Raw genomic sequence first — 15,423 nt, 5'->3', positions numbered from 1 at the left:
AGGAGAGGGGAAATCAAGATGGATCCTTTAGATGTAATGATGCATGCAGATAAAGTAAAGCCATATTTCCAGGCGATATTTAGTGCCGATAGTCATGAAGTGACGGGCTATGAAGTTCTGGGAAGGTTAGAAATAGACGAGGAAACAATTCATTTAGGTTCATTTTTCCATGATGCTAGCGTTCCTATCGATTTTAAAATGGAAATTGATCAGAAGGTACAAGATCTCGCATTAAAGAAGTATGTCGAACTAGGGATGAATCAGCACTTATATATAAATGTTCATGCAAACTACCTGGCCCTTGATAAAGAAGATCAATTCATTAATCATTTGCTTAAATATCAGGAAATGGGTCTGGACCTTTCCAAAATTGTCATCGAAATCACAGAACATGAGTTTCGCGGAGATATTGAATGGTTGACACATACGTTTAAATATTTAAAAACAATGGGAGTAAAAGTAGCGATTGATGATCTAGGTAAGGGAACAAGTAACTTAGATCGGATAAGCCTCATGGAACCCGATATTTTAAAAGTTGATTTACAAGCACTTCAAAACGAGTCAATTTCCAATGGTTTTCACGGAATCATATATTCACTGTCCTTGCTCGCTCGTAAACTAGGAGCTGAATTACTATTTGACGGTATTTCCTCTAACTATCATTTTCATTATGCTTGGCGAAACAATGGCAGATTTTATCAAGGAAATTTCCTAGCGGAATCAACTGATACATTTTTGGATAAGAACATATTAAAAGAAAGGTTTCGTCAAAATATACAGCAGTTCATTGAAGTTGAAAGAGCAAAATTGACGACTAAATTTCAGCTGACTGCTACCCTAAACGATCGTATTCAGGAGAAATGGAAGCTGATAAAGAAGAATAATAAAAGTTTAGATGAACAGATTGATAGTCTTGCAAAAGAGATGGAACATATTTTTTTCCGAATTTATGTAACAGATGAAGATGGCTTTCAAAAAACAGTCAACTTTCTACATATGGACCAGGAATGGGTGTGGGATGAAACAATCAAAGGGAAAAATTGGAGTTGGCGACCATATTTCATCGAAAACGTGATCCGTATGAAAGAGGAACAGTCTGGAATTCTTTCCGATTTATATAATGATATTGAAACTGGTGAAAGAATTCGTACTTTTTCCTATCCATTAGATGATGCTCTCTATTTATTTATGGACATTTCGCCAATGTACATGGATGAGAATGAAGATTTATTGTGGTAATACGAGGAGGAACTCACTTGCAATCTAAACGATCAATGATAATAGTCAATCCAAGTGCAGGTATGGAGAAGGCTGATCTGTTTAAAAAAGAAGTGGAAAACCTACTAATAAATCAAGGTTATCAGATAGTGATGAGAGTAACTGAGAAGAAGAATGACGCTAAGAAATTTGCTTCAGAGGCAAGTGATAAGAGCATGGATCTCATTTCTGTCTTAGGAGGGGATGGAACTGTTAATGAAGTAATCAATGGTATAGCTAATAAAATCAATCGACCTTCCCTTCATATTATTCCATTAGGTACAGTAAACAACTTTGCTAAAGCGTTGGATATTCCCCTAAAGCCAGAAGAAGCGATAAACGTATTGGAAAATCCAACGAACAAAAAGGCGGATATTGGTAAAATAAATGGTTATTATTTTATGAACTTGGTTAACCTAGGAACAATTGCAGAAGCAACCTATCAAGTTACTTCTGAACAAAAGTCTAAAATAGGTTCACTTGCTTATTTTATGGAAGGTTTAAAAAAGTTTGCAGAAAAAGAAACATTTTCTGTCACCATTGAAGACGAAAATGGAAGAGAGCAGTTAGAAGCAATGTTAGTTCTAGTCACCGTTACAGATACCGTTGCAGGTTTGCAGCATGTGCTAAAAGAAGCGAATATTGATGATGGTTACTTGCATATTTTTGTGATTAAAGAGCTTTCAGGTTTAGAAAGTGTATCAATGTTAACTAATTTATGGAATCATATGTTAAAAGAACAGGATCAGATAGAATATTGGAAGGTAAAATCAGCCAAGATTGAGACTAACCCGCAAAAAGTTGTCAATATTGATGGGGATAAAGGTTTTACTACGCCATTTAAACTATCAATTTTAGAAAAACATATAACGGTTATATCCGAAAAACAGGATACAGAAAATTGATAATTCGATTAATTGTAACCCCACATAAGGATGTGAGGGTTTTTACATGCACTGAATGGGAGAATCAGAGTCCACTGTAAAATGACATCTCTTCCTTTACTTATTGATACCATGAGTGATTGGGATGACAATGATCTAGATTATATTATAGCCTATAGACGAGGAGAAAATGTATATCCAACGATCTATGATGGATATAACAATATCGTGACAACTTTTCCGAAAGATGGCTATTTAGTATTTGGCGATCTAACTGGATACGGCAAAAATCAGGTTATTATATATGATCAAACTACCGCCTATGTGTATGCAAGTAAATATATTGACCTATCTGAGAAAAATAGACGAACAAAGTCGCAAAGCAAACGATTATATTCCGTTTCATTATACCCAGGTGGTGAATATAGAGGTTAGTCCTCCATTTGTTACCCAAATAAATTTAAAGCTTTAAACTAACATTCAATAAGCAATATAGGTTATAGGCTTTAGAACTCTGGCAGGTAAAGAAGTGCTTGAGGTAAACTGTTTAGGTTAGATACTTAGTCTTCTAGTCACAGAAAAAAACCACCCGTTCTCACGAGTGGCATATTTGTTATACTTTAAATTTCTTCATCATTTCTTGGAGCTCTTCTGATAGCTGCTTTAATTCATCGGAAGTAGAAACAAGTGACTCACTTACCTTTAATTGTTCCTCTGTAGTGGCTGACACTTCTTCGCTAATGGCAGAAGATTGCTGTGCTGTAGCACTTACTTGCTGTATGGTTGATGTAAGCACCTCCTGAGAGTCTCTTAATTGCTGAATAGACTGGGTAACTTGTTGAATCTTTGTAGTAAATGTGCTCATACTGTCTCCGACACCATTTAATATCATTTGTGTATCTTCTGCTTCTGTTACTTGTTCCTTGAAACGAGGTGTGGCTTCTTCTAAGACTTCTAACGTTTCATTTACTTCATTCACAATACCAGTTGTAATTTCTTCTACTTTATCAATGGAATCTTTAGATTGTGTAGAAAGTTTTCGGATTTCATCGGCGACGACTGCGAAACCTTTACCAGCCTCTCCCGCACGTGCTGCTTCAATTGCAGCATTCAATGAAAGTAAATTTGTTTGCTGTGCAACGTTTGTCAGCATTTCCATTACTTGATTGATTTGCTCTGTACTTTCTTTTAACGTATCTACTTTTTCGACAAGTGCATTTGTCATTTGCTCGCCATCTTTGGTTTTCGTAACTAGCTCATCCATTTTTTCAAGCCCTTCATGGCTTCGTTCAAGTACGGTTATCGCATGACTTTCCATTTCACTATTATTTTGGAATACATTTTCTACTTCATCATGGATACTGGATGCTAATGTATTTCCTCTTTCTGCTTCATCAGTTAAGCCTGTAGCACCACTTGCAATTTCTTCCGATGCAGCGGCAACTTCTTTTGCAGATTGTGATTGCATATGAGAAATATCGGTTAACTCAATGGCAGCATTTAATACTTTTTCTGCAGAATCTCTTGTTTGATTCATCATATCAGCAATATTTTCTAGCATTAGATTAAAGCTTTTTGTTAATTGACCTATTTCATCTTTACGTGAGGTATCGTTTGATCTTACAGTCAGGTCACCATTTTGTGCAGAAGCCATTAGACTTGAAACATTTGCAATTGGTCTTGCAATTGTTTTCACGATTCCGCTTGCAATAATAATAGAGATAATTAAAGACAGTAAGATAATACCAGCAGTTACATAAAAGATAATGGTAGTGTCTTTTGTTAATTCTGCTTCAGAGACAGAACCTACTAAATACCAGTCTGTAGCACCAGATTCATCTTGGAAAATAAGTTGTCCATTATCCTCTGTTACGTTTTTATCTGAGTCAACAGCAATTTGATAAGCATATGGTTGGGATATTTCTTCAGGATCAAAAGAGAAAACAACCTGATTATCTCGATCTACAATACTGGCAAACCCATCTTCGCCAAACCTAACGTCTTCTAGAGCGTCTTCGAACACAACGGTATCTAATTCTACAATTAAAATATATTCAGTACCACCGATTCTTAATTTTTGACCAAATGACACTGTAGGAACTGCCTGATTGCCATTGACCCCTTGAGGAAGGCCACCAATCCACGCTGTAGAACCTTCAGCTTCAATAGCTTCTTGGTACCAATCAGAACTGAATACCTCTTCTTCTGGGACAGTTTCAGATGACGAGATTAATCTTTCTTTCTCAGTATGTAATAGATAAAGACTCACATTATTATCTATCATCGTAATCTGAGTAAGGGCATCATCTATCGTACTTTTTAAATTGAAGTATTCAAAATTATTCGTTTCCTCAAACTTATCTAGTTCAGTTAATGTGTTACTAAAATTATCAGCCATTAATATTTCCGTTACACGATCTTTGTATTGATTCATTAAATAATCTAATTTATCTCCGGACTGAACAATGGTTTGTTCGGAAGCTTCTGTAACTTTTTCTTTAATAATATTGTTAGATATAATATAAGCAGCAATACCTACGATCAATACACTTATGAAGACAGTTGCTAATATACTTATTAGTATTTTTGTGCTAATAGAATGTTTCTTTAATACATTGCTGTCAGGAAGGAATTGCTGTGACGCTTGAGAGTCTTTATTAAAAACCTTTCTTTTTAGTTGGTTTGTGCTTTTCGCTATTTTTTTTGACGTATTTAATAATAGTTGCTTTGCTTTCTTGATAGCGCTTTTACTTTTGCTTATAAATTCGTTTCTCATCATACATCCTCCGTACTTTTTTGTTTTGATTGGTAAGGGTTTTCATATTTTTGTTTAGGTATTTTATCATGGTGTATTAAATATAAATCAGAATAAAATAGTTCAAATTAATTATAACATGTTTCCGAATAATAAACGATAAGAAATCTAAAACTTTTTACATAACGAATAAAACAGGACTAAAGAACTAAAAAAGACACCGTATCATCATTTGATAAAGTGTCTTTAGTATTGATTATCCTATTCACTACTTACAATTATCGCCGTCACAAAAGCTACCTTGTTGAAAATGCAAATGTTCTAATTGATTGTTTTCTTCTTCCGCTACTTTCTCTAGTGCTTGCATAAACGTTTCGATGGGTTGAGCTCCAGATATTGCATATTTTTTGTTGAAAACAAAGAATGGAACACCTGTAACGCCTAAGTTTTGCGCTTCGGATTCATCTTGTCTGACCAGGTCGGCGTAGATTGTTTCATCATCTAAAATTTGGCGAACTTCTTTTTGGTCAAAACCAAGCTCAGTTGCTATAGAAAAGAGTGTTTCTTTATCACTAATATCTTTAGATAAAGTAAAATAGTGGTACAATATTGTATCTACATATTCTGCTTCTCGCCCCTGTTTAGCAGCATATTTACTTAAACGATGTGCTGTAAAGGTATTGCCCGGTTTCATTGTATCAAAAACGAAGTCTAACCCGACAGCTTTTGCTTGTTGAGAAATCTGTTGATTGGCTTCTTTTGCTTGATCGATTGTCATATTATATTTAGCAGCTAAAGATTCATGCATATTTTCTCCTGCATAGTTAGTAGCGTTTGGATCTAGTTCAAAACTTTTATATTGAATCGAAATATTTAATTTCTCCGGAAATCTTTCGATCGCTTTTTCTAATTTTGTTTTACCAATATAGCAAAATGGACATACAAAATCTGACCATATTTCAATTTGCATAAAAAACACCTCTCTTAAGTATCTATCCTATTCTGACATAAATATATCAGTCAAAGAAAGAAATTTGCTTAAGGAGGTGTTAAGTATTACTTATTTGGTTTATCTCTTTCTGTCGCTTCTTCTTCTGTAATTTCTTCAATAATTTCGTCTTTCATCTCATCATATATTTTCTCTTTGAAATCATCATACAATTCTTCTTTCATTTCATCATAAATTTCTTCTTTAAAGTCTTCATAAAAATCCTTTTTCATATCCTGGTAAATATCTTCTTTTACATCATCTTTAAAATCGTCCCGTAAATCATCTTTAAACTCATCTTTAAAGTCCTCGGCAAATTCATCTTTAACTTCATTTTTTACCCGTTTTTCACGTCTTCTTCTCCGCAGTTTTTGTTCGAGTGTCCAATCTTTACCGATTGTAATCACAACAGAAATGATCATCAGTATCATTACAATGGCAAAAGGTAAGGCAGCTATAATAGAAGCTGTTTGCAATGCGCTTAATCCGCCACCACCACTGAACAATAATACACTTGCAGCTCCAGCAATCAATAGTCCCCATATGATTTTTACCGAATTTTTTGGTTCTAGGTCACCATTAGATGTCATGGAACCTAGTACAAACGAGGCAGAATCAGCTGAAGTTATAAAGAAGATTAGAATTAAGACTATTGCTAATGTATTGGTGATAAAACTTAATGGAAGTTCAGCAAGAGTAGCAAATAAAGCTAATTCAACTTCGGAATTAATTAAATCAGCTAGACCACCTGCTCCGTACATTTCAATGTTTAATCCAGTTCCACCAAATGTTGTAAACCAGATGATGGCAAGCAGTGAAGGGACAATAAGCACCCCAGCCATAAATTCCCGTATAGTTCTTCCTTTTGATATTCGAGCAATAAAAATCCCCATAAATGGAGCCCAGGCAATATGCCATGCCCAAAAGAAAATAGTATTTGTTCCTAACCATTCACTTTCTGAGAAAGGTGTTAACGTAAGTGCCATTGGAATAACATTTGTTATATAACCACCAAGTGTGGTTACAAAGCTTTCAGCGATGAACAATGTAGGGCCGACACTAATGACAAATAATAGAAGTAAGCCAGCTACAACTAAGTTAATGTTACTTAGTATCTTTATTCCCTTATCAAGTCCACGAACTGCTGACAACATAAATAATATAGTGACGATACAAATGATCACTAGTTGTGTCCAAGGCGAATTTGGAATAGGTGTGATATGAGATAATCCACCTGTAATTTGCATTGCACTCAGACCGAAAGTTGTTGCAACACCTGTACAAGTTGCTAATACAGCTAATGTATCAATAGTCTTCCCTGCCCACCCATTTACTTTTTCTCCTAAAATTGGATAAAATGCTGAACTAATTAAGGCAGGACGGTCTTTTCGATACTGTACATAAGCTAAAGTCATCCCCACAATAGAAAAAATAGCCCAAGGGTGTAATGCCCAGTGATATGCTCCATATCTTAAACCAGCTAATGCTGATTCCCTTGTACCTGGCTCATAGCCTAATGGAGGATCCATGTAATATAATACTGGTTCAGCAACTCCCCAGAATACAAATCCAACTCCAATACCAGCTGCAAATAACATTCCGATCCATGAAAACCATGAATATTCTGGTCTATCATCTGTTTTCCCTAAGCGAATTTTTCCATATGGACTTATTGCTATTGCGATAACAAATAAAACAAATAAGGCAGTAATTAACATATAGAACCAACCAAAGTTGGTAATCATCCATTCAAGTCCAGAGTTTGCTGCATCACTTAGGGACGTTGGTGATATAGCTCCCCATAGTACGAAAATAGTAACTAAAACTGTTGAAATAATAAATACGCTACCAACTTTTCCGATCTTATCATTAATGGATCCTGTTTGCTTCATATGTACCTATGTCATTTCTTTGCTGACATAGTTCCCCCCTTTATAAAACTGATTCAGAGATAAAGTATGCCTAATAATACTATTATTGGTATTCCCTGTTTTCTTTACATTTACCCATTTTTTTAAGCAGGAACTTTTTTTGAGAATAATAAATTTATTTTAGACACCTTCATTTACATCTAGTCGATTATAAAAATAGAGACATCTAATGTCAAACGCCATAACATTATAGGGGGTGAAAGCATATACTATGTATTGTTCTGGAAAAACGGTTGACTGTTTAATGGTTCGAATAGTGGAAAATCAGAGGAGGTGGGTGTTCAAGAGATGAGTGAATTTTTCTATTTAATTGTGGAGATTTTTACTTTATCGTACCAGCGCTCTGGTTTATTGGATATGCTTGTAAAAGAACACCATTTATTCCTGATTGGCTGATTATTTGGATTTTAATCGTTGGGATTTTTGCAGCATGTACTTTGTATGGTTGGACAATATCTTCGATTGTAGACGGGATTATGTCGACTGGTATGGCTGTGTTTTGTCACCAAATGGTGAAACAAACATTTAGTAGAGTAAAAAAACGATAAGGGAGGAGAACTGATGGCGGATTTTCGTGGGTACCAGATTACAAGTCCTTATGGATATAGAACCCATCCCATTAGAAGGGCAAGAGAATTTCATGCTGGTGTCGATTTAGTGAAATCACACAGAGCCCCCATTCATGCATTTACTTCAGGAACTGTCATTTATGCAGGATATGGTCAAAATGGTACAGGATTAGGAGGATATGGAAACGTTGTTTTAATAAGGGATCGTAACAACAGAGCTCAATTATATGCTCATCTAGATTCTGTCAATGTCAACAATGGGCAAACTGTATCGCAAAACCAAGTAATTGGGTACCAAGGAAGGACTGGTTTTGTAACCGGATCCCATTTGCATTACGAAGTACGGACAAAAGTAGAGACTGCCCCTCCATATGGCTATCGAGCTGATAAACAATCCTCAACAGTAAATCCAATTTCTTATTTAAATCAGTTTAGTTCAAGTGACACTTTAAGAGAAAACAGTAGCGGAAACGAAGTGCAAAACCTGCAAAGAGAACTAATCAAGCTAGGTTTTCATTTAAACAGATATGGTGCAGATGGTGTGTTTGGAAAAGAGACTGAAGCGGCTGTAAAAGCCTTTCAACGGTCAGAAGGTATAGCAGCTGATGGAATTGTAGGTCCTGTTACAAGAGGAAGATTGGACCAGAAAACTACATTAGTAGCGAACTATCCTGGAATTACCAAGAGCGGAAGTAGAGGAGAAATTGTTAAAATTATTCAACGCAAAGTAGGTGCAAAAGTCGATGGCATTTTCGGACCAGAGACAGAAGAGAAAGTAAAGCAATTTCAAAGACGAAATAATTTACAAGTTGATGGGATTGTAGGTCCAAGGACTTGGCAAAAGCTATTCTAACTCTAATAAATTGAAATGAGTGAAAACGTCGATTAGAAAATTTAATCGACGTTTTAATCGTGAATGGACCGAAGGATTAGAGATACAGCTTTAAGTAGTAGTTGTTGTGAGGGTATGATTAGCTTTTATGGTTTAAGTAAACCATTTTCTAATTAGGGTGTAAACATACTGTCTATAATGAAGAAGTTTGAGAAAATGTATGATGGCAAGTTATTCTGATTATTACTAGTTTTGGTATCTTTTTCTAGTCCAGATCACATATGCTAATTCACCAATATTGAAGAGTCCATAAATGATTTTAGCTGGACTTGTTCTTGACTCTGGCGGTTTCATTTCGGCGGGAGGTAATCAGAAAGAGGAAAAAATTATGATTGCAGTTTTATAGAAAATAATAGAATACAAACGTATGTGGTAGTAAATAAGACTTTGAAACTCTTGTTTGCGTTTTCATGAAGTTTTGTCCAAATTGTGAATTATGTTATGATTCTTTCTGTTCATTTCGGAAAATTTCTCTGAGGGAATCAGAGTAGTGGAAATAAATGAGAAAGAGGTGCTTCATGAACATAGCAAAATTAAAACAAGAATGGTTCGGAAATGTCAAAGGTGACATTCTGGCCGGTATAGTGGTAGCATTAGCATTGATTCCAGAGGCAATAGCCTTTTCTATAATAGCTGGTGTAGATCCAATGGTCGGTTTGTATGCATCTTTTTGTATAGCAATGGTGATCGCCTTTGTTGGTGGCAGACCTGGGATGATTTCAGCAGCTACAGGTGCAATGGCATTGTTGATGGTTACGTTGGTAGCTGATCATGGTTTACAGTATTTACTTGCAGCAACAATTTTGACTGGTGTATTACAAATTCTGTTTGGTATCTTTAAATTAGCAGCGGTGATGAAATTCGTTCCACGTTCAGTAATGGTGGGATTTGTTAACGCACTGGCCATACTGATATTTACTGCGCAATTAGAACACTTTGAAGGTGAAAGTTGGGTAATGTATAGCTTAGTGGCTTTAACTCTGGCAATAATTTATATTTTTCCAAGATTTACGAAAGCTGTACCATCTACTTTAGTTGCAATCATAGTAGTTACAGCTATAGTGATATATTTTGGCTTCGACGTACGGGCTGTGGGTGATTTAGGTAATTTAAGTTCTGAACTTCCGGTCTTTTTAATTCCGGATATCCCATTAAACGTTGAAACGTTAGCAATTATCTTTCCTTATTCTTTATCATTAGCGATTGTAGGTCTGCTTGAATCATTATTAACAGCTAACATTGTCGATGATATGACAGATACAGAGAGCGATAAAAATAAAGAAAGTCGTGGACAAGGTATTGCAAATATTGTGTCTGGCTTCTTTGGAGGTATGGCAGGATGTGCGATGATAGGTCAATCCGTTATTAACGTAAAATCAGGTGGCCGCGGCCGCTTATCTGTTTTAGTGGCTGGTGTATTTTTAATGTTTTTAATCTTTGTATTAGGAAATGTTGTAGTGCAAATTCCGGTGGCTGCACTTGCAGGTGTGATGATCATGGTATCTATTAGTACCTTTGATTGGTCAGCTGTCAAAAATTTGCACAAAATTCCTAGAACAGATGCTGCAGTTATGATAATTACGGTAGGAACTGTAGTGGTAACCCACGATTTATCTATTGGTGTGTTAACAGGAGTACTACTAAGTGCTATTTTCTTTGCTGCAAAGATTTCAAAAGTGAAAGTGACACAATTGGAAGCAATTGAAGGAAAGAAAAAGATATATAAAGTAGATGGTCAAATCTTTTTCGCTTCGGTTAATGACTTGGTAGCCAAATTTAATTTTAATGAGGAATTAGAAGAGGTAGAAATTGATTTGAGTCTTGCTCATTTATGGGATGATTCTGCAATTGGTGCTTTAGACAAAATTGAGTCGAAATTTGAGCAAAATCATGTTAATGTAAGGTATAAAGGACTAAATGCTGAAAGTAACCAATTGAAGCAAAAAATCGGTGGCTTATCGAAAGCTTCAGGTCATTAATTGGATTAAATGAGGTGGAGAGATGTACCAAAAGGTATTACTGGCGGCTGATGGATCCGATCACTCTATTAGAGCAGCATCTCATGCGGTAAAAATTGCAAAAATGGCCAAGAGTAAAATGGATATTGTTTATGTAGTGGATGACAAAACAGCAAAGGAAGATGTTTTGCACGGTTTAGATAAATATGAAGTGAAAAAAGAAAGAAGAGAGAAATTAAAGCCAGTTATAGAAATAATCAAAGAAGCTGGACTGGAGTGTGAAACGCATATAGTCCACGGGGAACCAGGTCCTGCTATTGTAGATTTTGCCAATAAGAATGAATATGACCTTGTGGTAGTAGGAAGTCGTGGGTTAAACAGAGTCCAAACGATGATCCTAGGTAGTGTCAGTCATAAAATTGCCAAAAGAGTACATTGTCCAGTGTTAATAGTTAAATAAGCTGAAAGAGTTAATAGGTTGATGATAACCTATTAACTTTTTTTAATTTGAGTGAAAATAAAGGTCATCCAAGAACATGGAATGTAATGACCACATCCAAATTACAAGTGTGGTATGCTTAATAGGAATTATGAAAAAGCGGTGATGAAATTGATTAAGGATACTGGAGAGCGTGTTATCCCTGAGAATATGGACATAACAAATGATTTACTCATTGAACACATAGCCCGTTATCATTTTTCTGTTCCCTATGTTTATGGTAGAGTACTTGATTTTGCAACAGGTGTGGGTTACGGTGTACATGTTATTGCCAAGAAATCTAAAAAAGTTCTGAAAGAAATTATTGGTATTGATATTGATCCCGAAGCAATTCAATATGCTAAAACAAAGTATTATCATCCGTTATCACATTTTAAAGTGGCAGATGTAACAGATCCGCGATTGCCTGATCGATTAGGCTCATTTGATGTAATTTTAAGCTTTGAAACAATTGAACATATTATGAATGAAAAACAGTTTATGGATAATATTTATCAATTGCTTAAACCAGGTGGTACTTTAATTATGTCCACTCCGTTTGGAAAAGGTAAAGGTAAGCCTTGTGGTTCACCATTCCATGTACACCAAATGACAGAGGGAGAATTTGTGTCAATGTTTGAACGGTTCCAAAAGACGAAGTTTTTCTACCAAAAAGGAGCCTTAATTGAACCTATGAAAGGCAGTAAAATGGAGCATAAACCACTTGGTATCGTAATTGCTTGTAAATAAGTAGAGATTGGGCAAAACGAAATAGGGAGAATAGGGACTGAACAATCTGATTCAGTGTGACTACTGTAGGTCGGCTAACTACGGTCACGTCCTGTTCCCAACGGTAATACTTGATCGTCCTGATCTTCAAAACTCACACGAGCTAAAGATTCACTTTGCGGGCGGTTTCTTTGCAAAAGTTAAGATGAATCCGTGGTTAGAGCGAGGTGATTTGCCGAAAACGATGAGAGCGTATAGATAGGAATGTTCCTATTTTTCCTTCTTCACAACTCTTTTGCCTCAACCCTGTTCTCTTTAATTCTTAGCTGTTATAGTAAATGTTAGCAATGAGTCTTCAATAATGGTATCATCATGAGAGAATCAAGTGAATAACAGGTGTTGCACATTGCTTGAAGATATACAATGGAGGTATTAATAATGAAAGAAATACAAGCGACCGAATTAGCCCAAAGAATCAAAAATGGAGAAAAAATAAATATCATTGATGTGCGCGAAGATGATGAAGTTCTACAAGGTGTAATTCCGGGTGCAAAACATATAAGATTGGGAGAAATACCGGATCGTTTAGCAGAGTTCAATGGAGAAGAACATTATTACATAGTTTGCCGTTCTGGCGCCCGAAGTGGTCGAGCAACTGAATTTCTCAATGGAAATGGAATTGAAGCTACAAATATCGAAGGTGGCATGCTCGCTTGGGAGGGTGAAACAGTAATACCAGAATAACTGCTACTAAACTTAGCGTATCTAAAATATTTCTATATAATAAAAAAAGAGTAATCCAAGCTAGTAAGAGTGGATTACTCTTTTTTTACTGATCAATTAATTGGGTTTGGTAATTGTCTGGGAGAATGGATTTATATTTTTGGAGAGATATGTTAGAATTCGTGATATAATAGTACTATGAAAATAACAGCAAATTTAGTAAAAATAGAAATGTACACTGCAGATTAAGGTGAATAAGCCATGATGGCTAGGTTGCCTGAGATAAACAAAAGGAAACCTATACATTGTTTTGTATAGGTTTTTTTATCCTTCTTTCGAATATAGAGATCATTTGGTGAGGAGACAAAAAAATGCGTAATGTCATCAATAATAAATGTACGTTGTTTATACTGGTCTTAACTTTATCTGTCATTGCGCAATTATTTTCTGTTCCATTGGTTTTCGGTATTACGATAAGCTTTGCTCCCGTTTTATACTTAGCATCAATTCGAGTATTCGGCTTTCGCTTTGCTGTACTGCTAACGATTTGCTTAAGCTTACTTACGTTTTTTTTAGATATAAGTAACTATTTGATTTTTTTAAGTGTTTTTGAAGTAATGATCATTGGAGGCTTGTATACGAAGAAAGGGAGAGACCTTTTTACATGGAGTTTTGCCTATTCATTCATTGTTTTTATCCTATACGTTGTTGTAGTATTTTTCTTTTCTAATAACTTTAATGATTTAAGGGTTTTAACTAATTTCATGATTCTTCAGACGGTTACTGCTACGATATTTGCGGCTTTAGTAGCTGACATGCTTTGTGATTATCTTCCGCTTTTTTCGAAAATAAAAAGTTGGTTTCATGAACAACCACGATTATATTTTGGCCAGGTAATTTCCCATTTATTAATATTCTCTGCTGTTTTTCCATTACTTATTATTTTTTTAGTTAATGGAAGAGATGTTGAACAGGAGATGTATCACGATTATTACCTTCACTACCAGCAACTGGAAGAGCGCTTACAGCAAAAGGTTGCAGAGATGGAGTCGATTGGAACGCTAAATAATGAACTAAACGAAGAATTAGAGAAAGCTAGCATCCAATCAATAGTAGATGAATGGATAGACACCACTAACCAACGGATTTATATGATGGATCAAGATCAGCACATATGGCTCGATACTGATGATACGGGTGAAAAAGCCCTTCATCTTAATGCCGTTGAGGATGGTTTTGTCAAAGAAATTCATCCGAATGGTCGTATTTGGCTCCCGTCGAGGCAGCAATCCATATCAAATTGGTTTAAAGGCTATTATATTGGAGAAACAACCTTTTTAAACAAACGGACCTATTTGATTATTCCAGTTAGTAGTAGTGTAGTAGCATTAGTTCATGATCTTAGTGAGTATTTAGTATTTGCTTTACTCGTATTAGTCATTGCATTGATTATTGGAATGATAGTCAACCGCATCTTATCCAATTCTCTACAACGACTTACACAATTAACAAGTGATTTACCGGGTAAAATGAAACGACAGGAAACATTTTATTGGGAAGCTACTGCAATTGATGAATTTTCAAGACTAGGTCAAAACATTGAAAAAGTTGCTTCCCAGCTTCAGGCTATGTTTGCCGATGCTAAGAAAAAAAATGACTTACTGACAGCAAGGACAAATCAATTAATAGAATCACAGTCAAAATTATACCGTTTGGCCCATTTTGACACCTTAACAGATTTACCGAATCGTTATTCTTTTCATACGAACGTTACTAAGAGGATAGCTAAACAAACACAATCAGAACGATTTGTCATAGTATTTATTGATCTGGATAAATTTAAACAAGTGAACGATTCACTTGGACATAGTGGTGGAGATTCATTACTAAAAGTGTTTGCAGAACGTCTGAAGCAATTTGAAGAAGGGAAACCTGTAACGTTTTATCGTTTAGCGGGTGATGAATTTGTTGCTGTTATGGATTTATCCACAAAATTAGAGGCTCAGACTCTATGTGATCAATTATTAACAGTTATAAAACAGCCATTAATAATTAACAATACAGAGATCCTCTTGACAGCGAGCATAGGGATAAGTTTTTACCCTGACAACGGTAAAACGTTGGATCAATTGTTACATCATGCAGATTCCTTAATGTATGAAGAGAAAAAGCGACATCACGATTTACAAGAAGTGACAAGGTATCGAGAAGAAGACAATTGAAATGACGCCCATTTATGGATGTGGTTTCGTAGGTGAT

General features: G+C 35.5%; 13 protein-coding genes. 10 read left to right on the top strand and 3 right to left on the bottom strand.

What is annotated here, in order from left to right:
* The first annotated feature begins 18 nt into the window (after positions 1-18).
* The 3 genes from ACTNEP_RS00195 (at position 19) to ACTNEP_RS00185 (ending at position 2,576) form a co-directional block, all read left to right on the top strand.
* Entirely contained in the window at positions 19-1,239 is a 1,221-nt protein-coding gene (locus ACTNEP_RS00195) for an EAL-associated domain-containing protein (RefSeq protein ID WP_441159525.1), read from the top strand.
* 17 nt (positions 1,240-1,256) lie between these two features.
* Positions 1,257-2,162, top strand: a complete 906-nt coding sequence (locus tag ACTNEP_RS00190) for a diacylglycerol/lipid kinase family protein (protein ID WP_441159524.1) — start codon at positions 1,257-1,259, stop codon at positions 2,160-2,162.
* Between the two features lie 81 nt (positions 2,163-2,243).
* Complete coding sequence (locus tag ACTNEP_RS00185; protein WP_441159523.1) at positions 2,244-2,576, top strand: hypothetical protein; 333 nt, start codon at positions 2,244-2,246, stop codon at positions 2,574-2,576.
* 178 nt (positions 2,577-2,754) lie between these two features.
* Here the strand turns inward: ACTNEP_RS00185 and ACTNEP_RS00180 are convergent, their stop codons facing one another.
* The 3 genes from ACTNEP_RS00180 to ACTNEP_RS00170 all read right to left on the bottom strand — a co-directional run bounded on the left by ACTNEP_RS00180 (position 2,755) and on the right by ACTNEP_RS00170 (position 7,776).
* Positions 2,755-4,917 carry a methyl-accepting chemotaxis protein gene (locus ACTNEP_RS00180; RefSeq protein ID WP_441159522.1) on the bottom strand — a complete coding sequence of 721 codons (2,163 nt, stop codon included), beginning with the start codon at positions 4,915-4,917 and terminating at the stop codon, positions 2,755-2,757.
* A 247-nt stretch (positions 4,918-5,164) separates the two neighbouring features.
* Positions 5,165-5,866: a DsbA family oxidoreductase gene (locus tag ACTNEP_RS00175; protein ID WP_441159521.1), complete on the bottom strand. Its 702-nt coding sequence runs from the start codon at positions 5,864-5,866 to the stop codon at positions 5,165-5,167.
* A gap of 86 nt (positions 5,867-5,952) precedes the next feature.
* The gene (locus ACTNEP_RS00170) at positions 5,953-7,776 is read right to left on the bottom strand and encodes a BCCT family transporter (protein WP_441159520.1); all 1,824 of its coding nucleotides are present in this window, start codon (positions 7,774-7,776) and stop codon (positions 5,953-5,955) included.
* A gap of 389 nt (positions 7,777-8,165) precedes the next feature.
* Between ACTNEP_RS00170 and ACTNEP_RS00165 the strand changes: the two genes are divergently transcribed.
* The 7 genes from ACTNEP_RS00165 to ACTNEP_RS00135 all read left to right on the top strand — a co-directional run bounded on the left by ACTNEP_RS00165 (position 8,166) and on the right by ACTNEP_RS00135 (position 15,386).
* Entirely contained in the window at positions 8,166-8,363 is a 198-nt protein-coding gene (locus tag ACTNEP_RS00165; protein WP_441159966.1) for a phage holin family protein, read from the top strand.
* Between the two features lie 13 nt (positions 8,364-8,376).
* Entirely contained in the window at positions 8,377-9,237 is an 861-nt protein-coding gene (locus ACTNEP_RS00160) for a peptidoglycan-binding protein (protein ID WP_441159519.1), read from the top strand.
* Positions 9,238-9,794: 557 nt separating this feature from the next.
* Positions 9,795-11,255 (top strand): SulP family inorganic anion transporter, encoded by a 1,461-nt coding sequence (locus ACTNEP_RS00155; RefSeq protein ID WP_441159518.1) that lies wholly within the window; start codon positions 9,795-9,797, stop codon positions 11,253-11,255.
* A gap of 22 nt (positions 11,256-11,277) precedes the next feature.
* Positions 11,278-11,694: a universal stress protein gene (locus ACTNEP_RS00150; protein ID WP_441159517.1), complete on the top strand. Its 417-nt coding sequence runs from the start codon at positions 11,278-11,280 to the stop codon at positions 11,692-11,694.
* A 150-nt stretch (positions 11,695-11,844) separates the two neighbouring features.
* A complete protein-coding gene (locus tag ACTNEP_RS00145; protein WP_441159965.1) occupies positions 11,845-12,462 on the top strand; it encodes a class I SAM-dependent methyltransferase in 618 nt (205 codons plus the stop codon).
* 417 nt (positions 12,463-12,879) lie between these two features.
* Complete coding sequence (locus ACTNEP_RS00140) at positions 12,880-13,185, top strand: rhodanese-like domain-containing protein (protein ID WP_441159516.1); 306 nt, start codon at positions 12,880-12,882, stop codon at positions 13,183-13,185.
* Positions 13,186-13,535: 350 nt separating this feature from the next.
* Positions 13,536-15,386, top strand: coding sequence for a diguanylate cyclase domain-containing protein (locus tag ACTNEP_RS00135; protein ID WP_441159515.1), 1,851 nt, complete (start codon positions 13,536-13,538; stop codon positions 15,384-15,386).
* The last annotated feature ends 37 nt before the right edge of the window (positions 15,387-15,423 follow it).

The sequence above is a fragment of the Gracilibacillus sp. HCP3S3_G5_2 genome (assembly GCF_052063305.1).
GTDB lineage: Bacteria > Bacillota > Bacilli > Bacillales > Amphibacillaceae > Gracilibacillus.
Note: the sequence above shows the minus strand (reverse complement) of the source record. Positions and strands in the feature narration are given on the sequence as shown.

Bases quoted from the DNA above. Each gene is read 5' to 3' on its own strand.
- ACTNEP_RS00195 (WP_441159525.1), top strand. From the start codon at position 19: ATGGATCCTTTAGATGTAATGATGCATGCAGATAAAGTAAAGCCATAT.
- ACTNEP_RS00185 (WP_441159523.1), top strand. From the start codon at position 2,244: ATGACATCTCTTCCTTTACTTATTGATACCATGAGTGATTGGGATGAC.
- ACTNEP_RS00180 (WP_441159522.1), bottom strand. From the start codon at position 4,917: ATGAGAAACGAATTTATAAGCAAAAGTAAAAGCGCTATCAAGAAAGCA.
- ACTNEP_RS00175 (WP_441159521.1), bottom strand. From the start codon at position 5,866: ATGCAAATTGAAATATGGTCAGATTTTGTATGTCCATTTTGCTATATT.
- ACTNEP_RS00170 (WP_441159520.1), bottom strand. From the start codon at position 7,776: ATGAAGCAAACAGGATCCATTAATGATAAGATCGGAAAAGTTGGTAGC.
- ACTNEP_RS00160 (WP_441159519.1), top strand. From the start codon at position 8,377: ATGGCGGATTTTCGTGGGTACCAGATTACAAGTCCTTATGGATATAGA.
- ACTNEP_RS00155 (WP_441159518.1), top strand. From the start codon at position 9,795: ATGAACATAGCAAAATTAAAACAAGAATGGTTCGGAAATGTCAAAGGT.
- ACTNEP_RS00150 (WP_441159517.1), top strand. From the start codon at position 11,278: ATGTACCAAAAGGTATTACTGGCGGCTGATGGATCCGATCACTCTATT.
- ACTNEP_RS00140 (WP_441159516.1), top strand. From the start codon at position 12,880: ATGAAAGAAATACAAGCGACCGAATTAGCCCAAAGAATCAAAAATGGA.
- ACTNEP_RS00135 (WP_441159515.1), top strand. From the start codon at position 13,536: ATGCGTAATGTCATCAATAATAAATGTACGTTGTTTATACTGGTCTTA.